Source organism: Mycobacterium sp. 852002-51152_SCH6134967 (genome assembly GCF_001667105.1).
Classification (GTDB): Bacteria; Actinomycetota; Actinomycetes; order Mycobacteriales; family Mycobacteriaceae; genus Mycobacterium; species Mycobacterium neumannii_A.
Genome location: NZ_LZIK01000004.1, coordinates 53,452 through 79,941, shown reverse-complemented (window position 1 = coordinate 79,941; position 26,490 = coordinate 53,452). Strand labels below are relative to the sequence as shown.

The 26,490-nt window shown below is 64.8% G+C and carries 12 protein-coding genes and 3 pseudogenes; 8 read left to right on the top strand and 7 right to left on the bottom strand.

Annotated features, from left to right (window positions below):
• Positions 1-27: 27 nt before the first annotated feature.
• Positions 28-1,608: an NAD(P)/FAD-dependent oxidoreductase gene (locus tag A5790_RS00480; RefSeq protein ID WP_066840504.1), complete on the top strand. Its 1,581-nt coding sequence runs from the start codon at positions 28-30 to the stop codon at positions 1,606-1,608.
• Positions 1,609-2,098: 490 nt separating this feature from the next.
• Here A5790_RS00480 and A5790_RS00475 read toward each other — a convergent pair.
• Both A5790_RS00475 and A5790_RS00470 read right to left on the bottom strand, forming a co-directional pair.
• A pseudogene (locus A5790_RS00475) lies at positions 2,099-2,510 on the bottom strand (NlpC/P60 family protein); the annotation flags it as partial.
• A 205-nt stretch (positions 2,511-2,715) separates the two neighbouring features.
• Positions 2,716-3,852 (bottom strand): alkaline phosphatase family protein, encoded by a 1,137-nt coding sequence (locus tag A5790_RS00470; RefSeq protein ID WP_066840589.1) that lies wholly within the window; start codon positions 3,850-3,852, stop codon positions 2,716-2,718.
• 224 nt (positions 3,853-4,076) lie between these two features.
• Here A5790_RS00470 and A5790_RS00465 point away from each other — a divergent pair, with 224 nt between their 5' ends.
• From A5790_RS00465 to A5790_RS00450, 4 genes and pseudogenes are all read left to right on the top strand, one after another.
• Complete coding sequence (locus A5790_RS00465) at positions 4,077-16,343, top strand: BTAD domain-containing putative transcriptional regulator (protein ID WP_231987561.1); 12,267 nt, start codon at positions 4,077-4,079, stop codon at positions 16,341-16,343.
• Positions 16,344-16,500: 157 nt separating this feature from the next.
• Positions 16,501-17,276 (top strand): annotated as a pseudogene (locus A5790_RS00460) (ArsR/SmtB family transcription factor).
• Complete coding sequence (locus A5790_RS00455) at positions 17,273-18,016, top strand: DUF899 family protein (RefSeq protein WP_066840500.1); 744 nt, start codon at positions 17,273-17,275, stop codon at positions 18,014-18,016. Before A5790_RS00460 ends, A5790_RS00455 begins: the two are co-directional and overlap by 4 nt.
• The gene (locus A5790_RS00450) at positions 18,013-18,729 is read left to right on the top strand and encodes a DUF899 domain-containing protein (protein WP_066840498.1); all 717 of its coding nucleotides are present in this window, start codon (positions 18,013-18,015) and stop codon (positions 18,727-18,729) included. The genes A5790_RS00455 and A5790_RS00450 overlap by 4 nt, the downstream gene beginning before the upstream one ends.
• Before the next feature lie 129 nt (positions 18,730-18,858).
• On the opposite strand, the pseudogene A5790_RS00445 reads toward A5790_RS00450, so the two are convergent.
• Positions 18,859-19,517 (bottom strand): annotated as a pseudogene (locus A5790_RS00445) (MBL fold metallo-hydrolase).
• 82 nt (positions 19,518-19,599) lie between these two features.
• Between A5790_RS00445 and A5790_RS00440 the strand changes: the two are divergent.
• Positions 19,600-19,977 carry a hypothetical protein gene (locus tag A5790_RS00440; RefSeq protein ID WP_066840496.1) on the top strand — a complete coding sequence of 126 codons (378 nt, stop codon included), beginning with the start codon at positions 19,600-19,602 and terminating at the stop codon, positions 19,975-19,977.
• A 1-nt stretch (position 19,978) separates the two neighbouring features.
• Here A5790_RS00440 and A5790_RS00435 read toward each other — a convergent pair whose 3' ends face one another.
• The 4 genes from A5790_RS00435 to A5790_RS00420 are packed head-to-tail and all read right to left on the bottom strand — an operon-like array spanning position 19,979 to position 24,205.
• On the bottom strand, positions 19,979-20,632 hold the full coding sequence (locus A5790_RS00435; protein WP_066840588.1) for a S9 family peptidase: 654 nt from the start codon (positions 20,630-20,632) through the stop codon (positions 19,979-19,981).
• A gap of 36 nt (positions 20,633-20,668) precedes the next feature.
• Complete coding sequence (locus A5790_RS00430; protein WP_066840492.1) at positions 20,669-21,445, bottom strand: glutamine amidotransferase; 777 nt, start codon at positions 21,443-21,445, stop codon at positions 20,669-20,671.
• 27 nt (positions 21,446-21,472) lie between these two features.
• Positions 21,473-23,716 carry a catalase/peroxidase HPI gene (katG, locus tag A5790_RS00425; protein ID WP_066840489.1) on the bottom strand — a complete coding sequence of 748 codons (2,244 nt, stop codon included), beginning with the start codon at positions 23,714-23,716 and terminating at the stop codon, positions 21,473-21,475.
• A 33-nt stretch (positions 23,717-23,749) separates the two neighbouring features.
• Entirely contained in the window at positions 23,750-24,205 is a 456-nt protein-coding gene (locus A5790_RS00420; RefSeq protein ID WP_126315859.1) for a Fur family transcriptional regulator, read from the bottom strand.
• A gap of 294 nt (positions 24,206-24,499) precedes the next feature.
• Here A5790_RS00420 and A5790_RS00415 point away from each other — a divergent pair, with 294 nt between their 5' ends.
• A complete protein-coding gene (locus A5790_RS00415) occupies positions 24,500-25,717 on the top strand; it encodes an acyltransferase (RefSeq protein ID WP_064418580.1) in 1,218 nt (405 codons plus the stop codon).
• Positions 25,718-25,761: 44 nt separating this feature from the next.
• A complete protein-coding gene (locus tag A5790_RS00410) occupies positions 25,762-26,454 on the top strand; it encodes a GDSL lipase (RefSeq protein ID WP_066840587.1) in 693 nt (230 codons plus the stop codon).
• The last annotated feature ends 36 nt before the right edge of the window (positions 26,455-26,490 follow it).

Here is a 26,490-nt window from a genome sequence, read left to right as displayed (position 1 = left end):
ATGTCAGTACTGCCATACCCTGCGCGCATGAATAACTATGACGCGATCGTCGTCGGCGCCGGCCATAACGGCCTGACCGCCGCCGCGCTCCTCCAACGCGCCGGCCTGCGCACCCTGTGCCTCGAGGCCAACACCTACGCCGGCGGCATGGCCGCCACGGTCGAACTCATCGACGGCTTTCGCTACGAGATCGCCGGGTCCGTCCAGTTCCCCACCCCCAGCGAGATCACCAAGGACCTCGGCCTCGACACCCTGCCCACCGTCGACTCCGACGTCATGTCGGTCAACATCGGCGAGGCCGGCGAAGAAGCCATGGTCTTCTACCGCGACCCCATGCAACTGATGACCCACCTCGCCGACAAGCACGGCACCGACGCCGTCACCGGCATGGCCGAACTCATCGCCTGGAGCCAAGGTCCCGCCCGCGCGCTCGGCCGCTTCGACGTCCGCAAACCACCCAAGACCATCGACGAGATGTACGCCTGCGCCACAAACGAATCCGAGCGACGCGCCATCCATGAGACCCTGTTCGGCTCCGCGATGGACGTCATCGACCGCTACCTACCCGACCGCAAGCGCCACGCCGTCATGCGCGGCATGCTCGCCTTCCTCGCCATCAACTCCACCTACCGCGGGCCCTACACCCCCGGCAGCGCAACCTGTCTAGCCTTCGCCCTCGCCGTCCCCGACGAAGGCACCGCGATGATGACCAAACTCGAAGGCGGTATCGGCGCGCTGACCGAGCACTTGCGCGAGATGTTTGAAAGCCGCGGCGGCGAGATCCGCTACCGCACCAAGGTCGAGCAGATCCTCGTCGACAACGGCAAGGTCACCGGCGTCCGCTGCAAGGACGGCCACACCATCACCGCCCCGGTCGTCGTCTCTAATCTCTCCCCCGACACCACCCTCACCGAACTCGTTGAGCCCGAGCATCTCTCGGCCCAACTACTCGAACGGCTCCAGGGCCGCGACCACCGCGCCTCCTTCGTCCAGATGCACTTCGCCCTCGACGGCCTGCCCGAGTTCGCCCCGCCGTACGACCTGCTGAACGAACCCGGCATGCAACCCTCGGTCGGCATCTTCGGCTCACCCGAAGAACAGCAGCGGCAATGGGAGAACGCCTGCCGCGGCATCGTTCCCGACAACCCGTCACTCGGCATCCAGATCCCGTCCGGACACGACCCCAACATGGCGCCGCCCGGCAAGCATGCCGCCAGCGCCTACGCCTACGCGTTCCCCGTCGAGACGCCCCGCGAAAAACACGGCCAGCTGAAAAACGAGATGGCCCAACGCGTCATCGACAAGATCACCCGCTACGCACCGAACTTCAAAGACATCCAGATCCGGCACATCACCTTCGCGCCGTACCACATGAACACGATGTTCGGCGCTCCCGCCGGCGACTTCTGCCACGGCCTGCTGCACCCCGACCTCATGGGCCCGAACCGGCCCGGCCCGAAGGGTTTTCGCGATCTGCCAATCGGCATCGACGGCCTATACCTCGGCGGCGCCGGCTGCCACGGCGGGCCCGGCATCACCTTCATCCCCGGATACAACGGGGGTTACCAAGTCCTCGACGACCTCAGCGGTCAGGATCAGCGAAGATAGACCTGACCCTCTTGCGGAAATCCGCCGCCCGCCGTAGCGATGTGCACGTGGTCGTAATGGTTGGCCGTGTCCGAGCCGCGGTCCGACATGACATTCTTCGAGCCGTTGGAACGGTAGATGGTCTGCCGCCAGATGGCGTGCTCGAGTCCGAAGCGTTCCGCATTCGCCAGGACGTAGGCGAGGACCTTGTCCCCGAGTTCCCTCCCCGCCGCCGAACGGGCATCCGGGATCATCACATCGATCGCCAACCCATGCGGATGCCATTTCAAGGAGTCGGAGCGGACGCCGCCGATGGTGAGGATCTCGGGAAACGTCGCACTGACGGCACGGGCCACCAAGATGGTGTCCACCTGCAGCCCGTTTTCCGGCGCCTTGCCGTGCGGCAACGTGGGCGGGGGAATCGGAGCGCCCGGCGGGGCGGGCTCGTGCCCGGCCATCATGACCACCGGCGCGGGCGGGGCGCCCGGGACCATCGGCTGCTCAGGCGGCACCGGCAGGAACATGTGGTTGGTGAACTGGTCCTGGTAGGCGCCGCCGCCCCCGATCTTCACGCCGCCGCCCTCACCGGACGAGACGGGAGTGCCGTCGGGCAGGGTGGCCGCCGTGTGGCCGCTGTTCCAGCCGACGACCAGCGCGCCCGGCTGGGTGCCGTACTGGAACCCACGCTCGAGCAGCGCGCTTTCGATGTTTCCCGTGTTGAACCGGTCCCCGTACACGGGCCGACCGGTCGCTGCATTCGTCACCCAAGACACCAGGCCCGAGCAGTCCGTACCGGCAGGCGAGTCGCCGCCGGTGACGTACGGCGTGCCGGACACCTGGTTTACAAGCGTCAAAAGCGTGGCAATAGCAAACACGCGGTCGGACGCTACAAGTTTCCGGACAACGCCACCAAATTCTGTGATGGCCTTCACAGCCTGCGGTTTCTATTGCCTACTTCACGAATAGCATTGCGGAGTCACCCTTTTGACGTCGACATAGCAACGCCGAATACCACCGGTCGAATTTCGCCGTGCAGCAATCGAATTGCCGCTGCAATGCCGCATCACGATCTGAATCACGTTGGACTCCAGTCGATCTGCCGTGCACCGCGAGGGTTGCGACGAGAACTCAGCCGAGCGCCAGCAGCAGCGGAACCGTCTGTTCAGCGAAGGTGAGCGACCCGTGATGCCCGATCAGTGACGATTCCAGCGGCTCGGCGGTGCGCCGCACGATCGCCGCGGTGTCGCGGGCGGCGGCCACGATATCGCCGATGCGGGGCCGGACCTCGTCGCTGACCTGGGGTCCGAACCAGGCGGCCTCGATGGCTTCCTCCTGGGAGAGCACCCACGCGCGCTCACCCAGCACGGTCCGCCAGGCGTCGAGCACATCGCCCTGCGAACCGTCCTCTATATAGACGTGCCGGGCCCGCGCCTCACCGGCGACCGCCTCCACGCCGTCGAGCAGCGCCGGGGTGGCGTCGACGTCGACCGTGCGACCAGGGGAGACCTCGACCATTCCGTGGTCGGCCACCACGGCCAGCAACCCGCCCGGCGGCAACGCTTCGACCACCGATTCGATGAGCGTGTCGATCTGTCGCAGCTGCATGCGCCATTGCGTCGACCCCGGGCCGTACAGGTGGCCCAGCATGTCGAGCTCGGCGTGGTACCCGTAGCAGAATCCGCCGTCGGACAGCGTGGTCTGCACCGCCGCCGCGAGATCGCCGAGTGCATGAACACCCACGTAGCGTCCGCCGCGAAGCACGGCGCGGGTGAGGCCGGAGCCGGTGAACTCGGCCCCGGAGATGACGCTGACGGCGACGCCCACCGAGGTGGCCCGCTCGAAAGTGGTGGGCAGTGGCTGCATCTGTTCAGGGATGACGGTGCCGCGAAGGTCCTGGCCCCAGGGGTGCGGGCGCCATCGCAGGGCGTTGATGACACCGGCGTCCGGCACTCGGAAGGAGTAGCCGACGAACCCGTGCTCGCCGGAGTGGCGGCCGGTGCCGACGGCCGCCAGCCCCGCGGCGGTGGTCGACGGGAAGCCGACGGTCACCGTCCTGCCCCGGAGCGACGCCATAGTGGGTGCATCGGCGGCGTACCGGTCGAGAAGTTCGGCGCCCAAACCGTCGATCAGCAGGACACAGGCGCCTCCGAGGTCATCGACGAGCCCGAGGGAGTTCTCGAAACCGCGGGCGCCCATCGCCGACAGGATCGACGGCACCACATCGGCCAGATGGGGCAGGGCGGGATCCGGTGTGGGCAGCTCCACGAGCTGAGCCTGCCACACCCGGGGACCGGGTTTCGTTGCCAGCGCAAAGACCCAGCTCACAGGGTTCTTTACCGGTTCTTGACCGCATGTTGAATCGGCCCTCAGACGATCGCGATGTGATTACGCTCCAAGAGGTGGAACTGGGGGTTCTGGGACCTCTGCAGGTCCGGCAGTACGGGTTGCCGGTCGCCATCCCCGGTGCCAAGCCCCGGGCCATCCTCACCATGCTCGGGCTGCACGGCGGTTCGGTCGTGTCGGCCGACACTCTCGTCGCGCTGCTCTGGGGCGACGAGCCGCCGCGGACAGCCACCAAGGCGTTGCAGACCCACGTCTCGTCGCTGCGTCGCGCCCTGGGGGACGGCTTTGTGTTGACGGAGGGCACCGGCTGGACCCTGAGCACCACCGAAATCGACGCCGTCGGCTACAAGACCGCCGCGAAACTCGGCCGTAAGGCCCTTGCCGCGGGCGACCCGACCCGCGCGGTGAGCCTGTTCGACCAGGCGCTGGCCCTGTGGCGTGGCATTCCTGAACTTCCGGACAGCTCGCGGGGATCGTCGGAGAAGACGCGCTGGCTCGAAGGTCACGCCGCCCTGGTGGAGGACCGGGCCGACGCCCTGCTCGCGACGGGTCGCGCCGCCGAGATCGTAGGGGAACTCGAGTCCGCGATCGCCGAAGCGCCTCTGCGCGAACGTCGTTGGGGTCACCTGATGCTCGCGCTGTACCGGGCGGGACGTCAGGGCGAGGCATTGGGCGCATACAGGCGGGCGCGGTCGCTGTTGGCCGAGGAGCTGGGTGTCGATCCCGGACCGGAGTTGCGGAGGCTGGAGGCGGCGATCGTCGCGCAGGATGCCGCGTTGGAAATGCCTCAGTCGCAGCAGCTTTCGACGGTCACCCGCGCGGTGACGTTCCTGCTGACCGATATCGAGGGATCGACGGCGGCGTGGGAGGCCGATGCCGACGCGATGGGGAGGGCGCTCGCCCGGCACGACGAGATCGTTGAGCAGGTCGTCACGTCGCGCGGCGGTCGGCTCATCAAGACCCGCGGCGAAGGGGATGCGACGTTCTCGGTGTTCGACCGGCCGTCGGCGGCCGCGGCGGCCGCGATCGAACTGCAGGGAGCCATCGGTCACGAGGATTGGCGGCTCGCGCACCCGATGCGGATCCGGGTGGCGCTCCACACCGGAGAAGTGGAGTTTCGGGACGGTGACTACTTCGGCCGGGCAGTCAACCGCGCTGCGCGTCTGCGTTCCCTGGCCACGGGTGGTCAGATCCTGTGTTCCGGCGCGACCGCCGAGCTTGTCATCGACTCGCTGCCGGATGACGTCGTTCTCGCTGACCTGGGCACGCGCCGGTTGCGCAACCTTCCTCGACCGGAGCACGTGTTCGAACTGCGCATGGAGACCGCGGACGATCCCGCTCCGCCCACGACCGAGGCACCGATGGTGCGGCCTGCGCTGCCCGGCGTCCTCGTCGGCCCGGGACCGTTCGTCGGACGTGGGCATGAACTGGAACGACTGGTGTCGGCATGGCAGTCGACCCTTGCGGCGGGCACCCGGGCGGTGCTGATCGCCGGCGAACCGGGCGTGGGCAAGACGCGGTTGGCCGGAGAATGGTCGCGTCACGCGTACGAACAGGGCGCCGTCGTCTTGTACGGCCGCTGCGATGAAGACCTCGGCGCGCCGTATCAGCCGTTCGCCGAGGCATTGCGCTCGCTGGTGTCGTGCGTCGACTCCAACCGGCTGCGGAGCGTGCGAGGTGTCGAGTCGCTGTTGCCGTTGGTGCCGGGACTGGGCGATGCGCTGCCCGACGTGACCGTGCCGCCGCGTGCCGATCCGGACACCGAGCGCTACGCGATGTTCGACGCGGTGGTCGCTCTCCTGGGTACAGCCTCCGCGACCGCCCCCGTCGTGCTGATCCTCGACGACCTTCACTGGGCGGCCAAACCGACGCTGTTGTTGTTGCGGCACCTGCTGCGTTTCGGGGATGAAGCTCGAGTCCAGATCATCGGCACGTACCGCAGCACCGATCTCGACCGCTCCCATCCGCTGGCCGCGATGCTCGCCGACCTTCACCGCGACGGTACCGCGACTCGGCTGCAGCTCAGTGGCCTCGAAGAAGGCGACGTCACCGCCTATGTCGCTGAAGTCGGTTACCACGACGAAGAACTGGGCCGGGCGCTGGCGACGGTGACAGGTGGCAATCCGTTCTTTCTGATCGAGGCCCTGCGCCACGTGGAGGAAAGCGGGGGTCGTTGGGATCCGAGCACGCTGCCGCAGGGTGTCCGAGAGGCGGTGAGCCGCAGGCTGTCCCGACTCACGGCCGAGACGAACAAGGCGCTGGCGGCGGCCGCGGTCGTGGGGAGCCGGTTCGCGTTGACACTCGTCGAGCAGGTGGTGGGTGAAGACCTTGTGGATGCGTTCGACGAGGCCGCTAAGTCGGGCATCGTCATCGAGGAGCCCGGGGGCCGTTACCGGTTCAATCACGCCCTGGTGCGGCAGTCGCTGCTTGCCGAGCTTCCCTCCGTGCGACGCATGCGGTTGCATCAGCGCATCGCGGGGACGCTCGAAGGCGAAGCCGGCGCCGATGACGAGCTGCTGGCCGAGTTGGCCTATCACTACTTCGAATGTGCTTGGGCCGGAAACGCGGTCAAGGCGGTCGAATACTGCCGGCGTGCGGCGGATCAGGCGATGTCGCGGGTGGCTTACGAAGGCGCGGCCGACCTCTATGACCGTGCGCTCCATGCGCTCGAGGAACTGGACGACGAACTACCCGACCGCGACGCGTTGCAAGCCGAGTTGCTGATCGCCCACTGCGAGGCGTTGCTCGCCGCCGGCGATGTGACATCAGCCAAAGATGCGGTAACGCAATTACGCGCGACTGCTGGCGATTCGGGCAGGCTCGGGGCATGGGGGATCTGTTTTGACGGTGAGCTTTCGATGCTCACCGATCCCGAGCGGCTCGACGATATCGAGTCGGCGGTGAACGTGGCCGCCGAACGACTGGCGGCGTTGGACGACGCCGCGGGGGAGGCCAAGGCGCACACCGTCCGCGCCGGATGCCTGGCGCGTCTGGGCCGCATCGGTGACTGCGAAACGGCTTTGGACCAGGCACTGACGGCGGCACGACGGGCCCGTGACCACAGCCGGGTCAACGCAGTACTCGCGGGTGCGCCGCTGGCGGCGCTATGGGGACCCAATCCGGTTCCGCGTGCGGGCGGTCGGTGTCTGGATGTGGTGCGCCTTCTACGCATCACGACCGGGTCACCGCTGGTGGAGGCGACGTCGACGCGGTGTCAAGCGGTGCTCGACGCGCTCCGGGGACGGGCCGCCGAGGGACGTCGCCTGATCGAGTCGGCGAGACGGACGCTGACCGAACTCGGCCTGCGTCACGCGCTTCTGGAGGTCGACCAGTTCGCGGGCATCATCGAGTTGGTGGCCGACGACGCGGCAGCCGCCGAACCGTACTTGCGTCGGGCCTATGAGGGTTTCCACCGTATGGGTCTCGACATCGACACGGCGGACACGGCGGCGTTGTTGGCGCGGGCCTGCCTCGCTTTGGATCGAGCCGACGAGGCGGACGAATTATGTTCAGTGAGCGAACGTCTCGCCGGACATGGGTCGAAGGCGTCGATCGCGTGGCGCTCGGTCAGGGCACATCTGCTCGCCCGCGCCGGTGCCCACGGTCGGGCCAGGGAGGTTGCGGAAGAGGCGGTGAGCCTGGCGGGCGCGACGGATGCCCTGGTCGATCACGGCGATGCCTGCCTGGCGTTGGCGACGGTTCTGCATATTGCTGGTGATGCAGCTGGAATGCGCGTCGCGGCAGAGCAGGCGGTCACGCTGTACGACCGGAAAGGTGCTGCTGCTCTTACGGAGAAGGCACGGAAGCTTCTGGGGACGTTTGCGGCACCCGAGCCGAGCGCCGCCAAGCAACCGGTTGTCGAGTTGTCCAATGCGTGCGTCGAGGTGGGGCAGCGCGTGATCAATGCCATCAACCGACAGGCGTGGGACGAGTTCGAACGGCTTTTCGCTGCAGAGGATGTCGTCGAGAGTCGACGGAGGATCATCGGGTTCACACAAGCCGATCTGCAGCAAGGCAACTGGGTGCACCAGAACAGAACCATCTTCGAGACGAGCGGTAACGTACGGATCAGCCAATCGGTTGTCGCGGTGCGAGGCGACCACTTGGCGCTCTCCCGATTGTTCGTGGGCAGCACCGACATGAGTCCAGGTGCGCCGCAGGACGAATTTTTGCAGATCTACGGCATCGACGACGACGGTCACATCTCGTTGCAGGTTTGGTTCGACGCCGACGACCTGGGCGCCGCGCATGCAGAGTTGGATGCCCTGCATGCGCGCCTCAACGAGCGTCGTCAGCAGGGTCCGCTCGAGAATGCTGCGACTCGAGCTGATGACCGAGCGAACGGGCTCTACGTCGAGAACCGTATGGATGAGATTGGTGCGCTCCTGGTTGAGAACTATCTCACCGAAGACCGGCGACAGGGACTTCGCCGCGTGAGCAACGATCGTGCCACAGCGCTCGAGAACATCCGAGCAATTGCGTCTGTCGGTCCACGGATCACAATCACCCCCATTGCGTTACGAGGCGACCGTCTCTGTCTCAGCCACACCCTGTTTGAAAACCGTAGGACGACGTCAGACGGGTTCACAGCCGAGACGCTGGATGTGGTGGAGATCGACGACGACGGTCGGATGACAGCCAGAATCGTGTTCGACCTCGAGGCCTTCGACGCCGCGATAGCCGAACTCGACGCACGATACTCGGCCGGCGAGGCTGAGCCGTTTGCGCAGACGTGGTCGACAGTCACACAGCTCACGGCAGCCTTCAACCGACCCGAATACGAAGGGGTGGATTGTCCGAGCGTTGATCACCGCCGGCTGACCCGGTATGCGCCAGATGACCTGACGCCCGCCGTAATCACCCAACGGGACTTCACGCCGGATCTACGGACGTACATCGAGGTAGTTAATCGGATCAGCGAACGCGGTGTGGTCGTCACCACCCGGTCTCGCGGCGTAACGAAAGGCGGTTTCGAAGCCGAGTGGCGGGTGGTCAACATCCTGCTGATCGATGGCGACCAGATCGAACGGTACGAACTCTTTGACGAAACGGATGTCGACACCGCACTCGCCCGATTCGACGAGCTCAGCCGTCCGGTGCATCGGCTCGAGAACACAGCGACCAGAGTAAGTGACCGCTTGTACTTGTGCTTCAGGGCGCGAGATTGGGCCGCCTTGGCCGACCTGGTGGGCGACGGCTTCGAGGGCTATGACCGACGCCAGGTGGTCAATGTCGATCTGCATGGCTCCGATGCTGTGGTCGAAAGCTTCCGAGCTGTCACGAATTTCGGCGATCCGGATGCGACCACAGCCGTTCTTGCTACCCGGGGCTCACGCCTGGCCCTGACATCTGTCCGGTACGCCGTCAGCGCCGACGGAGTGTCCGATGCGTTCCAGGTCGACCTGCTTCAACTGGTCGAGATCGACTCCGACGAGCGGATAGCATCGCTCGTCACATTCGATCTCGACGACGCCGGGGGCGCCCATGAGGAACTCGACACCAGGTACATGTCCGGCGAGGGCTCCGCATACGCACAGACGTGGACGGTCATCGCCAGAGGCTATGCGGCACTGAATCGCAACGAACTGGCGCCGACGACGTCCGACTGGGTGAATGTCGATCACAGACGGTTGGCGCCGGTCACAGCCGGCCGACTCGGTGCCTACATTCGCACCTCCCAGGCTGAGACACCCGATCTCGACATCCGCGTCGCGGCGGTCCACAGGATCTCTGAGCTGGGAGCAGTCGTGACTCGAGCGGTGACCGGTACCTCGCGAGAAGGCTTCTACGCGGAGTGGCGAGAGATCGACCTTGTGATGGTCGAGGGCGAGCTGGTAAGTCGCTGTGAGATATTCGACGAAGTCGATCTTGATGCCGCGTTGACGGAGTTCGATGAGCTGAGTCGGCGGGAACCCCGAGTCGTAAACGCAGCCAGCCGAGTGGCTGACCGATTTCGCGCTCTGTTTGCGGAGCGAAATTGGGATGCCCTAGGTGAAGTCTTCACCGAGGACATCATCATGGATGACCGCCGTCATACCGTGAGCGCTGCGGTCATAACCGGCAAGAATGCACAAATCGCAAATCTGCAGGCCCTGGCTCAAATCGGGGTCACCATTCGATCGTCAGATGTCATCGCCACCCGCGGGGAGCGACTCGTCCTCAAACAGACCCGGTATTCGGGCGAACGTGGTTTCCACGCCGATACAATCGAAATCATCGAAGTCGACGCCAACAACCGGTTCGCATCGTACGCCGCGTTCGACCCCGACAGTCTCGAAGCGGCATTCGCAGAACTCGAAACTCGCTACATCGCAGGCGAAGCCGCGAGTCACGCCCAGACGTGGACGGTTGTTGTGGATGTCTTCGCCAGCCTCGCTCGCCACGAAATTCCGCCGTCGACGGCAGACTGGTCAAACGTCGATCACCGTCGGGGGACACCGCTTGCCACCAGTGATCTTCGGGAAGTGACCGCCGCCCTCTGGGAACTCACTCCAGATCTTCACAACTACATCGAGACAGTGCACCGGCTAGGCGACAAAGTAGCGCTCGTCACGCAGGTCTCCCGCGGAACGACAGCTGAGGGGTTTCCGGCCGAATGGCGGATGCTCAACTTGATGACCACCGACGGTCCACTGGTCAGCGGCTGCGAGCTCTTCGACGAAACCGACCTTGAAGCCGCCACCGCGAGATTCAAGGAGCTCAGCCGGCCCGAATCGCGGTGCGAAAATGCCGCCAGCAGAGCGGGAGTGCGATTCCGCACGCACCTGGCGGCGAAGGACTGGGAGACCATAGCAAGCCTGTTCACCGATGATTATTACTACGATGATCGACGTCGAATCGTGAACTCAGGAGTGCGACATGGTCGAGCCCACGCGATTGAAGACATTCGGTCGGCTGTCGATATTGGGCTGTGGGGGAACCTGTCATCAGAAGTCGTCGCCGTCCGCGGTGAGCGGCTCGCGCTCACACGTTTTCGCGCTGCGGGTCGGGATCCGGGGGCGAGTCAACTCGATGTCATACAGGCTATCGAGATCAACGCCGACGGACTGTTCTCAGCGGTGGTTGTGTGGGACATCGTCGACATCGATGCTGCGTTCGAGGAACTCGAAACACGTTACCTCGCCGGAGAAGCAGCCGCTCACGCACACGCGTGGTCGGTCATCGCCGGCGCCTACGCCGCCGTGCTTCGGCATGAGTTGCCGCAGACGACGCCGGACTGGATCAACGTCGACCATCGGCGAGTGACGTCGTTCGCCCCGAACGAGCTTGAGCCATTCTTAAAGGCCACCTGGGATGTTCTCGATCCAGACATCAGCATCTACATCGAAGCGGTACACCGCCTCACCGACATTGGAGCCCTGGTCACCCGCGTCATTCAAGGTACGTCGCGCGAAGGTTTCACTGCCGAGTGGCGCGAGATCGGATTGACGACGGTTCGAGGCGATCGAATCAACCGGTCAGAACTTTTCGACGAGGATGACTTCGACAACGCGCTTGCTCGCTTCGACGAGCTCAACCGATCTCCGCAACGACCAGAAAACTCTGCGAGCCGGACGGCCGACCGATTCTGCGAGTGCTTCGGCGCCCGTGACTGGGCCGGTATGGCGGACACGCTCGCCGGAAACGTCCGCACGGACGACAGGCGACCGGTAGTCGGAGTGGGGGAACGGCGAGGACCCAAACTCAACGTCGCCGACTGGCAGGCCGTCGCCGACGTCGGAACCCGGACGCTGACCTCGACGGTGCTCGCTACCCGAGGTCATCGCCTCGCGCTGAGTCGGTTTCGCACCTCCGGCCGAGACCAGCGGCCCGAGGCGTTTCACACCGAGATTCTCGCGGTCATCGAAACAAACGTCGACGACCGGATCGTGGCATGCGTGATGTTCGACCGCGATGGTATGGATGCCGCCTTCGCGGAACTGGACGCACGATACGGAGCCGGCGACGGCGCAGCCCACCTCCATACGTGGACTGCCCTCTCGAACGCCATCGCCGCGTTCAACCGCCGCGAACTGCCTGCAACGACACCCGACTGGATCAACATCGATCACAGGAAGGTGACGACATTTACACCAGGACAACTGTTTCCGTACGTCCATACATCGTGGGAGTTAGCACCAAACATCTCCAATTACATCGAGGCGGTGCACCGGCTGAGCGATCTCGGGGCGGTCGTCACACGGGTGGCGACCGGAACGTCACCCCAGGGCTTCTCCGCCGAGTGGCGCGTGATCACGCTCGCGATGTTCGATGGTGGCCTGCTGAGCCGTGTCGAGTTGTTCGACGAAACCGACGCTGACGCTGCGCTCGCGAAGTTCGAAGAACTAAACCGCCCAGCACCACAGCTCGAAAACAGCGCAACACGGATGTATGACCGTCTCCTTGAGCACCATGCAGCCCACGACTATGACGCCTCGGCCAAAATGCTGGCAGAGAGGTATTGGGTGGACGACCGTCGCCGTGTGGTGAACGCGGGTATCCGGCACGGTCGCGATGCCGCGATGGCCGATGCGCGCACAGTCACGGAGCTCGGCGGTACACATATAACCTCCGACGTCATTGCGACTCGCGGCGACCGGCTGTTCCTAACTCGTAGCCGAGTGTTCATCCGCGACGAGGGGCCGGAGGCGTTCGATAACCAGTCGGTCGTCATCGTCGAGATCGGCGCCGACGAACGCGCTACGTCAATGGTGGTCTTCGATCTCGACGACACCGACGCCGCCTTCGCGGAACTCGACGCCCGATACCTAGCGGGTGAAGCAGCCCCGTATGCCGAGGTGTGGTCGGGCATCGCAGAGGCCTACGCCATGTTCAACAGGCACGAAGTTCCGCGCATATTGAGTTGGGAGACTGTCGACCACCGAGTACGCGAAACCTTCGCCGCGGAAGATCTTGCCGCCTATATCCGATCCGCTTGGGACGTCACACCGGACAACAAGATGTATATCGAGTGCGTTCATCGGTTGAACGATCGCGGTGCCGTCCTCACGCACACGGCGTATGGCCGTTCGCCAGAAGGCTTTCATGCCGAATGGCGGATGATCGCCCTGCTGACGATTGACCGCACCGCCACGAATCGCTGCGACCTGTTCGAAGAAGCCGATCTGGACATTGCGATCTCCAAGTTCGACGAGCTGAGCGCTCGCCCGCGTCAGCCGGAGAACGCAGCCACCCGTGCGTTGACACGCGCGTTGGCGTGCTTTGAGGCGCGGGACTGGGAGACATTGCAACAGGTTATGGCCGAGGACTTCACCTCCTACGATCACCGCCGGGTCGTCAATGCCGGCGTTCGGCGCGGTCGCGCAATCCATGTCGAGAACATGCAGTCCGTTGCTGACGTTGGCTTGAAGTACATGGGGTCGCCCGTCATCGCGACTCGCGGGGAGCGCCTCGCGTTGTGCCGCAGCCGATTCGCGGCTCGCGCACTGCCAAGCGATGAGGTCGCTGCAGAAGCACTCCTGATCGTCGAAACCGATGCTGCCAACCGGCTGGTCGCGAACACGGTGTTCGACCTTGAGGATTTCACGCTTGCGTTCGCAGATCTCGACGCCAGGTACGCCGTGGGGGAGGCGCTGGTCCACGCGCAAACGTGGTCGGTTGTGACACAGGCATATACGGCGTTGAATCGCCATGAGCATTTCGACCGGGACTGGACCTTTTTCGACCACCGGCGGGGCACACCGTTCGCATCCGACGTCTCCGCCGCGTCGAAGCATCCGGCCGTCTGGGATGTGACTCCCGACTTGAGCGCCCACATCGAAGTGGTGCACCGCCTAAGCGACGCGGCGGTGCTCATCACGGCTGTAACCCGCGGTACGTCGCCGGAGGGCTTCGATGCCGAATGGCGATTTGTTCAGCTCCTCACCGTCAAGGGAGATTCGATCGAGCGGTGTGAGTTGTTCGACGAGGCCGACCTTGATGCCGCACTCGCTCGATTCGATGAACTCAATAGGCCGCGGCCACGAATCGAGAACACCGTAACGAGAAAGTGGGCGTCGGTAGTGGATGCATTCAACCGACGCGACCTCGACGCTTACCTTGAGCTCGTCACCGCCGACCGCCAGGTCGACGATCGCCGCAAAGGTCTACAGGCTCTGATCTCCGGTCCAGACCAACGAGCACATGCCGGCCTGATGTTCGAACTTGCACCCCACGGCTGGCAAATGGAAGCCGACCCCATCGCCGTGAGAGGTGCACGTCTCTCACTGATTCGTACTTTCTGGGTCGACGAGAACATTCCTGAGCGACCAGTGACGAACGAGCTGGTGGGTGTCGTCGAACTGGGTTCGAACGGATTGATAAACCGCGTTGTAGCGTTCGATCCTGACGACATCGCCTCCGCGCTAGAAGATCTCGACATGCGCTACCTTGCCGGGGAAGCCGCATCCTTCGCGCACACCTGGTCACTCGTCATCCGGACCTATGACGCCTTCAACCGGCACGAACTGTCCGCGACCACTGACGACTGGGTGAACATCGACCACCGCCAAGTGATCGCTTCTGCGCCTGGCGATGTGCACGCCTACGTTCGCGAATCGTGGAAGCTCGCGTCCGACATCAGCACACGCATCGAAGCCGTGCATCGGCTGAGCGAGACGGGGGCTGTCTTCACGCACACCGAGAGCGGCACTTCACGCAAGGGCTTCCTCGCCGAGTGGCGTGAGGTGACCCTCCTGACGTTTGACGGTGAGGCGATAAACCGCTGTGAGATCTTTGACGAAGCGGACCTCGATACCGCAGTAGCGCGATTCGACGAACTCAGCCGGCCGGCACCTCGGCTCGAGAACGCTGCGACGGAGGCCTGGACTCGCGCCGCAGAAGCGTTCAACAACCGCAACCAGAGTGCATTTCTCGCACTTGTCGCCCCAGCCGGGCGAGTAGATGACCGCCGAAAAGGCCTGAATGCCATCCACTCCGGAGTCGAACGCACAAAAGCTGCGCAGGCCGTGTTCGAAGTCCCCGAAAGCTGGCGGACCGACATCGAAGCCGTAGCGATCAGAGGTTCGCACCTTTCATTGATTCACCAGACCTACCGCGACATCGCGGATATAGAACGACCGATCACTGTAGAACTACTATCCGTGTTGGAGGTCGACGACGATGACCTGGTGGTCGACATCGTCAACTTCGACAGCGACGACATCGATGCCGCCTTCGACGAACTCGAAGCCCGATACCTCGCAGGCGAGGCCGCCCCACACGCCCGCACATGGTCGGCTGTCGCCGATGGCTACGCCGCGTTCAACCGGCGCGAGCTCTTCAAGACCACCCCGGACTGGGTGAACATCGACCACCGGCGTGGCGGCGCCTCCTTCGCGCCGGGTGAACAGATCCCGTTGGTCAGCGCCACGTGGGACGTCGTTCCGAAGATCCGCGCCTACGCTGAGGTCGTCCATCGGCTCGACACCCTGGGAGCTGTCGTCACCCAGGTGGTGAAGGCCACGTCTCAAGAGGGATTCGACGGTGAATGGCGCGAACTGATCTTGCTTACGGTCGACGGTCATGCGCTGAGCCGCTGCGAGGTGTTCGACGAAGTCGATCTGGACGCTGCGCTCGCGCGGTTCGACGACCTCAATCGGCCGGCACATCGGCTCGAAAACACCGCAGCGCTGGTCCGGACACAGCTACTCGATGCTTTCAACAACCGTGACCTCGATGTCTTCCGCAGCCTTATCACCCCCGATGGGCGCTACGACGACCGACGGAAAGGCTTGCGCAGCGAGGGTTTACTTCGCCATGAGTTCGTTCCCAGCATGATCTCCGAAGCGCCCGATAGTTGGCGGTGGACTGACGAGCCAGTCGCCATCCGCGGACACCGTCTAGTGCTGTGCCGTGACTGGTTCCGCGACACCGACGCGCCCGGTCAGCCGACCACGGTGGAGGACTTGTCGATCACGGAAGTCATGGAAGCCGGATTGGTATGTCACTGTGTGATTTTCGACAGCGATCACCTTGATGCTGCGATGAGAGAACTCGACGCGCGTTGGATTGCCTCGGGGGAGGTGAAGTATCCGGGAGTTATCGAGGCCTTGCTGGGACTACTGGAGGCGGCGAACCGCCGCGACTGGGATGCCGTCCTCGCCGCCCACGCCGCGGATGCGCTTTTTGTCAATCACCGACAGCTTGCGACTGGGCGCGACACGATCGCGGATTACTGGACGTCGATTCGCGCGTTTGCGGACCTCGTTCCAGACATGCGCTTCGACCTCGCCGATGTTCTTTCGCATTCGGCCACGGGCATCGTGTGCGACGTAGTCGTGAGGGGCACGTCACCCGACGGCGTCGCGGTTGAGGTTGAACTCGTCACAGTGCTGCTCGTCGAGACGGGGCAGGTGACACACATCGAGAACTTCGAACCCGATGACCGCGACTGGGCAGTGGCACGCTTCGAGGAACTCAACGCCTCCTCCTAACCGCGCGGAATGTGCGCTGGCTGCGAAGTTCGGGGCCATTCTCGCGACGAGCGCACGCTCGGCGGGGTATAGATCAAGCCTCACCATTGACACGCAGCCATCTGGCTGCCTATCGTCAGAAATGCAACCAACTGGCTGCATATACCGGGTGGCAGGGATGGACGACGTTTTCAAGGCGCTGGCCGACCCGAATCGGCGCTTGCTTCTCGACAGCCTCAACGACCGCAACGGCCAGACGCTGCGCGATCTGTGCTCGGGGTTGTCGATGGCCCGCCAGTCGGTGAGCAAGCACCTCGCCGTGTTGGAAGCGGCCAATCTGATCACCACCGTGTGGCGGGGGCGGGAGAAGTTGCACTACCTCAACGCGGAACCGATCAACGCGATAGCCGACCGCTGGATCCATCAGTACGACCGCCGCGGGTGCAGACGCTCGCGGACCTCAAGACAGCATTGGAGACCCACCCGATGAGCAGCAGCGAATTCGTCTATGTCACCTATATCCGCACCACACCCGAACGCCTGTGGCAGGCCATCACCGACCCGGCCTTCTCCAACAGGTATATGGGTCACGCCTTGGTGTCGGACTTCAAGAAGGGCTCGTCGTATGTGTGGTCCGACTGCACCGGGCTGGAGATCACGGATCCGGAGCAGGTGATTCTCGAGTCGGAGCCGTATCGGCGGCTCGCGTTCACCTTCCACACCTTCGTGCCCGAACTGGTGACGCTGGGCCTCGATGAGGACGTCGTGGAAAAGGCGGCGGCCGAGAGGCGGTCGAAGGTCACCTTCGAGATCGAACCAGTGGAGGACGGCCAGGTGAAGCTGACCGTCGTCCACGACGAGTTTCCACCGGAAAGCACTGTGCGCGGCCTGATCTCCGGCGGATGGCCATGGAAACTGGCCAACCTCAAGAGTGAACTGGAAGCAGCGTCATGACCTCGATGCCTGAGGTCGCCGACCGCGAGACGTGGCAGGCGGCGATCGATGCCTTACGGGTTCGGGAGGCCCACACCCGCGAAGGCGACGCGATCGCCGCGGCCCGCCGGCGTCTGCCGATGGTCGAGATCGCCTCCACTACAACGCTGCTCGGCCCGCCAGGGCCGGTCACCCTGCTCGATACGTTCGAGGGGCGCTCGCAACTGATCGCGTACTACTTCATGTGGCATGCCGGCCACCCGGCGCCCGCACAGTGTGAAGGCTGCACATGGTGCGCCAGCCAGGTCACCGAACTGTCGTACCTTCACTCTCGGGGCATCACCTACGCGGTGTTCTGCCAGGGCCCCTACGACGAAAGCCGCCGCTACCGCGATTTCATGGGATGGGAGATGCCGTGGTACTCGGCGCAGGACTCGCTCGAGACGCTGCTCGTCGGACGCCAGAAGAATCTCATGCACCTGATTTGCTATTTGCGCGACGGCGACCGTGTCTTCGAGACCTACTGGACGACCCGCCGCGGGGTCGAAGCCATGGATTTCAGCCTGGCGCTGATGGACCTGACCGCGTACGGACGCCAGGAAGAGTGGGAGGACTCACCACTGGGCTGGCCGATATATCCGCTCGCGGAGGATCGCCAACCTATGCGCAGCAAGGGGCGACCGATCGCGCACTGGTCGCGCCTTCAGGCAGGGCGCTCTGACGACCTCGCCACGGAATCACGAGGGAGGGGATACAAATGAAGCCACCACCAATCGTCGCCGCACAAGAGTGGGAGGCTGCGTGGCAGGAGATGCTCGTCAAGGAGAAGGAGCTGATGCGGGCTCGCGATGCGCTGGCGGCCCAACGCCGGCGGATGCCGTGGATGGCCGTCGACAACACCTACACCTTTGAGGGTCCCCAGGGCAGGGTCAGCCTGCTGGACCTGTTTGATGGCCGACGCCAGCTGCTCGTGTACCGCGCGTTCATCGAACCCGGCACCGGCGACGGTGATGTTCCCGGGCTTCCGGGTTGGCCCGACCACGGTTGCGTCGGCTGCTCCTTGATGGCTGACCACGTTCCGAACCTTGCCCATCTCAATGCCCGCGACACCGCGCTTGTATACGTCTCGCGCGCAACGCAACCCGAGCTGCAGCGGATGAAGGCGAAAATGGGCTGGGACCATATCCCGTGGTACACGATCCTCCCCGGCAAGGACGCAGCCTTCGACGAGGATTTCGGCGTCAAGGACTGGCACGGCACCAACGTCTTCATCCGCGACGACGAGAACCGCGTCTACCGCACGTATCTCGTGAACGGGCGCGGGGACGAGGTGTTCGTCAACACCTGGAACCTGCTCGACGTGACGCCGCTCGGTCGGCAGGAAGATTGGGAGGATTCACCGGAGGGCTATCCGCAGGGCCCTCCGTACGAGTGGTGGCGATGGCATGACACCTACGACCAGCGCACGCCCTAGCGCGACCCCGTTTGTGAATCCACCGACGCAACGACGGTGAAAACCGTCGTTGCTTTCACAAACGAGGGCCACGGATACCGCAGAGAACATGCACGCCGGGTGCCGGCCGGCATGCCCGGCAAACCGGATCTACGACGGCACGGTCGCCAGCGCTTGCGCCACGCATTCGGCCCACTGTCGCGGGTCGACGGTCATCCAGGCCGTCTCGCCACCGAAGGCACTCGAGATCACCAGGTCCGGCGCGACAGTGCCCAGCAGTTTCACACTCTCGCGCAGCTGGCCGGCGTCGCCGCGACCCGGAACCAGGAAGGTCGCCCAGGTCCCCGACGCGGTCGGGAACATGGTGTCACCGGTGAACAGATAGCGCTCACCCGTCACGCCGGTCACGAGATAGCTTGTGCTACCTGGGGAGTGGCCCGGCGTGGGAAGCACCTCGACACCGCTGCCATCGACGTGGCGCACACTACCGACCGCCACGTCGACGCGCGCGTGCTCTGCAATGGCGTCGATCTCTGGCTCCGGCGCGTGCAGTCGGCGACCGAAGCGTTCTTCGATCCTTTCAGGTTCGGGCCGGCCTCATCGAGATGCGACAGATACTGCGCGCTGACGCCACCCAGCGCGTCGAGCGCGTCGAAATCCGCCTCCGTGGCGGGGCTGTAGAACAGCACGTTGCCACGTGGTCCTCGCCACAGATACGCGTGTGTGGTGAGGCCCGGGAAGGGCGTGTCCGTCCGGGTCTGCCAGAGATCGTCCCGAATGCGGGTCAACTGCGTCGTCGAAGTAGTCATGTATTCGACTCTGCGACCTGAACCATTGTTGAGGTCAAGTGATTTTGCACCGAACTTCGTATTCGAGTGTCACCATCGAGAGATGGCGAGCTCACACATCGCGGCGCTGACGGCGGCCCTGACGTGCGCCGCCGCCTCGATCACTCTTGCTCCCCACGCGTCGGCGGTGTGCTATTCCGCCGACTGCGTTCCCAATGTCCCGCGCAATGTCGTCGAGGGGACGCCCTGCAAGCCCGGCAAGTATTTCAACTACGGACTCGGTCCCACCGGTGCGACCTTCGTCTGCAACAGGGTGGGTGTATGGACGCCGGCTGGGCCCCTGGTCGGCATCCACAACGTCGCGATGGACTGCCCCGAACAGAACTTGTCCGCCCAGGGCTCTGACGGGGTGGCGTTCGTGTGTACCGACATGGGCGGCGGGCACCTGCGGTGGGCCCACCGCATCGACACCGCGGAGTAGATCAGAACGTGGCAGCGATTCGCGCCGCCACATCCGTCGCCACCGATAGCGACGCCGGATCCGAGGCTTCCGAGTAGCGGTCGGCGACAGGGTCGTAGGTCGCGCCGGCGATGGACCCGTGATCGGCCTCCAGCACGACGCACGAGACGGGCCAGCCGTTGCGCTCGAGCGTCTCGCCGAATCTCTGGCTCGCCTCGACGGGGACGACATCGTCGCGCGCGCCGTGCAACAGCGTGAACGGAACAGGGTCGCCCTCCAGCTCGCCGGGCAACGGCGATCCGCTGATGGGATCGGCGACCATGAATGCCCCTGCGAGGCAGACGGTGTGGGCGACATCGAACTCACGGGCGTGGACCGTGAGACCGGCCGCGGCCAGGCCACCCATCGACCAGCCGACGACAACGAGCGGCCGATCGCCGGCGTGCTCACGCGAAAACGCCGCCGATGCCAACAGGTCGCTGCGCCCACGATCGTCGGCGTGTGAGTCCCAGTCGGCCAGCACGGCCGCGAGCTCGTGCGCATGCACCCGTTCGGCCAGCGGCCGCATCGCAGTGCGCGAATCGGTCTGGGCACCGTGCCACATCAGGACTGTCGGTTGCGCCGGATCGCCGTAGACATCTGCGGACCGGCCGGGGGAGTACTCGACGGTGTGCATCACCGTGGAGTGCCCCGGCAGCAGGAAGACCAACCGTCAGCGCGCATACCGGTCCACGAACCGGCGCAGAATGGTCTGCGGATACCGCACTTTCCATTGCCGCGCTTCGAGTTTCAACTGCTCCGCTGACTCCGGTGCGAAGTAACCATGGTTCTTGTAGGCATCAAGGCGGACGTCGAGGCCGTCCAGGTCGAGCTCGGGATGGAATTGTGTGGCGTAGACGTTCTGTCTGACCCGAAACGCCTGAACCGGGCATTGCGGTGAGGTCGCCAGGCACAGTGCCTCGGGTGGCAGCACCGCCGCGGCTTCCTTGTGTCCGCCGTAGGCATCGAAGACATCGGGCAGCTCGGTGAAGAGTGGATCGTCGCGTCCCGCGTCGGTGACCGTGACCTTCATGCCGCCGACGGGTTCCGGGTACGTACGGTCGATGACCGCCCCGACAACGGTGCCCAATGTGCCCACGCCGTAACAGCAGCCGAGAAACGGGAAGTCGCGGTCCACGATGCGCCCGATGAGTTCCAGCAGCTCCGATTCGACCCGCTGCTGAGTGGCCGACTTCACCTCCGCGGGATCGCTCATGTTGTAGGGCCCGCCGCCGAGGATGATTCCGGACCAGTCGTCGAGGTCGATGTGCCCGAGCGCTTCGTGCGTCAACCGGATGCGCCGCATGCCGGTGGTATCGAGCCCGGCGAACCGCATCATCGCCAGGTATTCGTCCTCGGCGGCTTCGTCCTCACCGCGGATGGAGAGCAACAGGAAGGGCGCCGGACGCGCGACACCCCGCGAGCCCGATGAGCCCGCGGGGTGCCGCATTTCGTTATCGACGATCAGACTCGGGTGTTAATCCAAGTCGAAGCGATCGTTGTTCATGACCTTCACCCAGGCAGCGACGAAGTCCTCGACGAACTTGTCCTTGCTGTCTTCCTGGGCGTAGACCTCGGCGATGCCGCGCAGCACCGAGTTCGAGCCGAACACCAGGTCGTTGACGGTGGCCGTCCATTTGAGCTGTCCCGTCGCGCGGTCCACACCCTCGTAGACGTTCTCCGCCGCACCCGACTTCCACTCGGTGCTCATGTCGAGCAGGTTCGTGAAGAAGTCGTTGCTCAGCACACCCGGCTTGTCGGTGAACACGCCGTGCTTGCTGCCGCCGTGGTTGACGTTCAGCACCCGCAGACCACCGATCAGCACCGCGAACTCTGGAGCGGTCAGGTCGAGCATGTAGGCCCGCTCGACCAGCAGCTGCTCCAGCGGAGCCTTCTCACCCGCCCGCGCGAAGTTACGGAAGCCGTCCGCCCGCGGTTCGAGCACCGCGAAGGACTCCACGTCGGTGTCCTCCTGCGTGGCGTCGGTGCGCCCCGGCGCGAAGTGCACGTTGATCTCGAAACCGCCGTCACGCGCAGCCTTCTCGACCGCAGCCGAGCCGCCCAGCACGATGATGTCGGCCAGCGAGATCTTTTTGCCGCCGGTCGCCGAGCTGTTGAACTCCTGCTGGATGCGCTCGAGCACCGGAAGCACCTGCGCCAACTCGGCGGGCTCGTTCGCCTCCCAGTCCTTCTGCGGCTCAAGGCGAATCCGCGCGCCGTTGGCGCCGCCGCGCTTGTCCGTGCCACGGAAGCTCGACGCCGACGACCATGCGGTCTTGATCAGCTGTTGCACGGTCAGGCCCGAGTCGAGCAGCTTGCTCTTGAGCTGGGCGATGTCCTGTTCGTCGACCAGCTCGTGGTCCACCGCGGGCACCGGGTCCTGCCAGATCTCCTGCTCGGGAATCCAGGGCCCGAGGTAGCGGCTCACGGGACCCATGTCGCGGTGCATCAGCTTGAACCACGCCTTGGCGAAGGCCTCGTCCATCTCCTCGGGATGTTCCAGCCAACGGCGGGTGATCGCGCCGTAGATCGGATCTTCCCGCATCGAGATGTCGGTGACGAGCATCGTCGGCTTACGCGGCGGGCCCCCGAACGGATCGGGAATGATCGCCTCAGCGTCCTTGGCCTCGAATTGCCAAGCGCCGCCGGGACTCTTGGTCAACTCGTACTCGTAGCCGTACAGGGTCTGCAGGTAGCCGTTGCCCCACTCCGTGGGGGTCGGCGTCCACACGACCTCGAGGCCGCTGGTGATGGTGTCACTGCCCTTACCGGAGGCGAACGCACATTTCCAACCCAGCCCCTGCTGCTCGATGGGGGCGCCCTCCGGCTCGGGTCCGACCAGGTCGCCGTCGCCGGCGCCGTGCGTCTTACCCAGAGTGTGGCCACCGACGATCAGCGCCGCGGTCTCCTCGTCGTTCATCGCCATCCGGCCGAACGTCTCGCGGATGTCGTGCGCAGCCGCCAGCGGATCCGGCTTGCCCTCAGGGCCTTCCGGGTTGACGTAGATCAGGCCCATGGTGGTCGCACCGAATGGCTCAGCCAGCTTGCGATCGCTGTCGTTGGTGCCGCCGTAGCGCTCGTCGGTGCCCAGCCAGGTGTCCTCCTGGCCCCACAGCATCTCCTCGGGCTCCCAGATGTCCTCGCGACCGAACGCGAAGCCCTTGGTCTTGAAGCCCGACACTTCGAGTGCGGCGTTTCCGGCGTACGCGATGAGGTCGGCCCAGGAGATCTTGTTGCCGTACTTCTGCTTGATCGGCCACAGCAGACGGCGCGCCTTGTCCAGATTCGCGTTGTCCGGCCAGCTGTTGAGCGGGGCGAAACGCTGGGCACCCTGGCCCGCGCCGCCGCGGCCGTCGAAGATGCGGTAGGTGCCTGCGGCGTGCCAGCTCATGCGGATGAACAAGCCCGCGTAGCTGCCGTAGTCGGCGGGCCACCAGTCCTGCGAGGTGGTGATCAGCTTGTGGACGTCGGCCTTGAACGCCTCGAGGTCGAGCTTTTTGAATTCCTCGGCGTAGTTGAAGTCCTGGCCGAGCGGGTTGCCCTTCTCGTTCTGCTTGTGCAGCACCGACACGTCGACCTGGTTGGGCCACCAGTCCCGGTTCGTCAGAGGAGCGTGCGACTTCGGCTTCGGCGAATCGATAGCCGGGTTCTCGCTCTCGCTGTGGCTGGCTGTCTTGGAATCATCATGAGGCGGGCGAGCGTCGGACGTATCAGATGACACAGCGTTCCTTCCGGTGGGTTATTTGGGCTGTGATCACGGTTGTGATCGGGAAACCTGCGATACCAAGCACTCTGGGCACAAGCCCCAGTAGATGACCTCGGCCTCGTCGAGCACGAAGCCGTCCAACGCGCCCTTCGGGTCAAACGGCGTCAGACAGGGCGCTTCGCCGACGGCGCAGTCGATGTCGGCGATGACGCCACACGACCGGCATACGACGTGATGGTGGTTGTCGCCGACACGCGACTCGTAGCGGGCGACTGACCCGGAGGGCTGGATCTTGCGCACCAGCCCCGCGGTGGTGAGCGCGGCGAGCACGTCGTAGACGGCCTGCCGGGAGACGTCGGGGAGGGCGCGACGCACTGCGCCGAAGATCGACTCCGTATCGGCGTGGGGGTTGCCGTAGACCGCCTCGAGCACCGCAAGCCGCGGGCGGGTCACGCGAAGATCGGCGGCGCGTAGCCGATCCGCGTAGTCAGGCGTGGGGGACACGCTGCCAATATGCTCTGTTTTCTGGAATCAGTCAAGAGTGTGTTCAGAGTCGGTTCATCGGCGTGTCGGACAACTTTTCACCGATGTTGCTCTCGTCGCCGAAGTGCCTTGTTACCAACGGTTTCGAACGTCGCACGCCGCCTGCGCGCACTTTTCGGGCCTGAACCGCGGCGAGCCCCGCTGCTACCCTTCGGTGGCTGCCGGGGTCTGTGGTCAGGGGAGCGGACCAACCCGGTGTGGTTATCAGGCAGGACCCCGAACGAAAACGCTACGGACTTCCGCGAAGAGAGTGTTGTGCGCACCGGAGAAATCAAGGCCCTTTCCGGCCTGCGCATCGTCGCCGCCGTATGGGTGGTGCTCTTTCACTTCCGACCCCTGCTAGAGCAGTCCGTGCCGGGGTTCCGATCGGCGTTCGCGCCGCTGCTCAACTGCGGTGCCCAAGGTGTCGACCTGTTCTTCATGCTCAGTGGGTTCGTGCTGGCATGGAACTATCTCGACCGCATGGGACCGTCGTTCGAGTGGCGAGCCACGCTGCGCTTCCTGTGGCTTCGGCTGGCCCGCGTGTGGCCGGTCTACCTGGTGACGATGCATCTGGCGGCCCTGTGGATCATCTTCACCCTGCAGGTCGGCCGGGTGCCGTCACCGGCAGCCGAGACATTGACGGCGACGAACTATCTGCGCCAGGCGCTGATGGTCCAACTGTGGTTCGTGCCCTACTTCGACGGCTCCAGTTGGGACGGGCCGGCGTGGTCGATCAGCGCGGAGTGGCTGGCCTATCTGCTGTTCGGCGGTCTGATCCTGGTGATCTTCCGCATCGCTCGGTCGACAAGGGCGAGGGGCCTGATCGCGCTGGCCTTCGTTGCCGTGATGCCGCCGATCCTGCTTCTGCTGGCGTCGGGGCAGTTCTATACCCCGTGGAGTTGGCTGCCGCGGATCGTCATGCAGTTCACCGCCGGCGCCCTGATCGCAGCGGCGGTGCGCAAGCTCGACCCAAGCGATCAGGCTCGGCGCGCCGCCGGGTACGCCGCACTTCTGCTCGGCGCCGCGATCGTCGCGATCCTCTACCGACTCGATGCACACCCACTGCCCAAGATCGTCGACGGTGCCGGCCTGGTCGACGTGCTGTTCGTGCCGCTGCTGTTCACCCTGGCCATCGGCGCCGGATCGCTGCCCTGGCTTCTTTCGCTGGGGCCGGTCGTGTACCTCGGGCATGTGTCGTTCTGCCTCTACATGGTTCACGAGTTGGTGCACACCACCTGGGATTGGATGGTGCAGCAATTCGGGCTGACGCTGTCATCGGACTTCACGGGCAAGCTCATAATGGTTGCCTTGCTTGGCACCGCGCTGATCGGCGCGGTCATGCTGTACCACTTTGTCGAGGAGCCCGCCCGGAAATGGATGCGCAGCATGCTGAACGGCCCCACCGCGTCGATCCCGGATGCGACAGGCAGGTTGCACACCGTGTCGCGCCCGCGCGAAAGGTCCGAGGTGATGACGGCCCGCGCCGGGTGACGACGCTTCTCGCGCCCGTGTTCTCACGGTCGTACGCCGGCGCGGTGAGGAGCGCACTGACCGTCGCGGTGGCGATCGCCATTCTCGTGGTCACCGGTTATCAGCATCCGAAGCCGATGGAGCACAAGGAAATCGACGTGCTCAGCTTCGCGCTCAACCGCATCGCGGTGATCGGCGACTCGTACACGACCGGAGGCCCGGAAGGCGGGCTCGGCGAGAAATCCTGGACCACCCAGGCCTGGCAGATCCTGGCCGAGCAGGGATTGTCGACCACAGCGGTCGTCGGCGCCGAGGGTGGAGCCGGCTACGGCACCCGTGGCAACCGGGGCAGCCTCTTCGAGGATCTGACCGCCGCGACGGTCAAGCCCGACGACACGCTGGTGGTGTTCTTCGGTTCGCGCAACGATCAGAACGTCGACCCGACACAGTTGTCGGTGCTGGTCTACGGCACGTTCCTGTTGGCCCGGCGGATCGCGCCGTCCGCGCTCTTCCTCGTGATCGGGCCGCCGTGGCCGACGGCCGACGTTCCCGCCGCCGTCATGCGCATCCGTGACACCCTCAAATATCAGGCCGAACTGGCGGGCGCGACGTTCGTCGACCCGATCGCCGCCCGGTGGTTCGTGGACCGGCCCGAGCTCATCGGCCCCGACGGCGTGCACCCCACCGACGCCGGTCATACCTACATGGCGGAAAAGATTGCGCCATTGATCGGCGCGCAACTGCCGCGACGGGTCTGATCCGTCCTATCGTTGCTGATCGTGCGACTCGGTGGA

Excerpts from the sequence above, each read along its gene's own strand:
- A5790_RS00480 (WP_066840504.1), top strand. The coding sequence starts at position 28 with ATGAATAACTATGACGCGATCGTCGTCGGCGCCGGCCATAACGGCCTG.
- A5790_RS00465 (WP_231987561.1), top strand. The coding sequence starts at position 4,077 with ATGCTCGGGCTGCACGGCGGTTCGGTCGTGTCGGCCGACACTCTCGTC.
- A5790_RS00455 (WP_066840500.1), top strand. The coding sequence starts at position 17,273 with ATGACCTCGATGCCTGAGGTCGCCGACCGCGAGACGTGGCAGGCGGCG.
- A5790_RS00450 (WP_066840498.1), top strand. The coding sequence starts at position 18,013 with ATGAAGCCACCACCAATCGTCGCCGCACAAGAGTGGGAGGCTGCGTGG.
- A5790_RS00440 (WP_066840496.1), top strand. The coding sequence starts at position 19,600 with ATGGCGAGCTCACACATCGCGGCGCTGACGGCGGCCCTGACGTGCGCC.
- A5790_RS00435 (WP_066840588.1), bottom strand. The coding sequence starts at position 20,632 with ATGCACACCGTCGAGTACTCCCCCGGCCGGTCCGCAGATGTCTACGGC.
- A5790_RS00430 (WP_066840492.1), bottom strand. The coding sequence starts at position 21,445 with ATGCGGCACCCCGCGGGCTCATCGGGCTCGCGGGGTGTCGCGCGTCCG.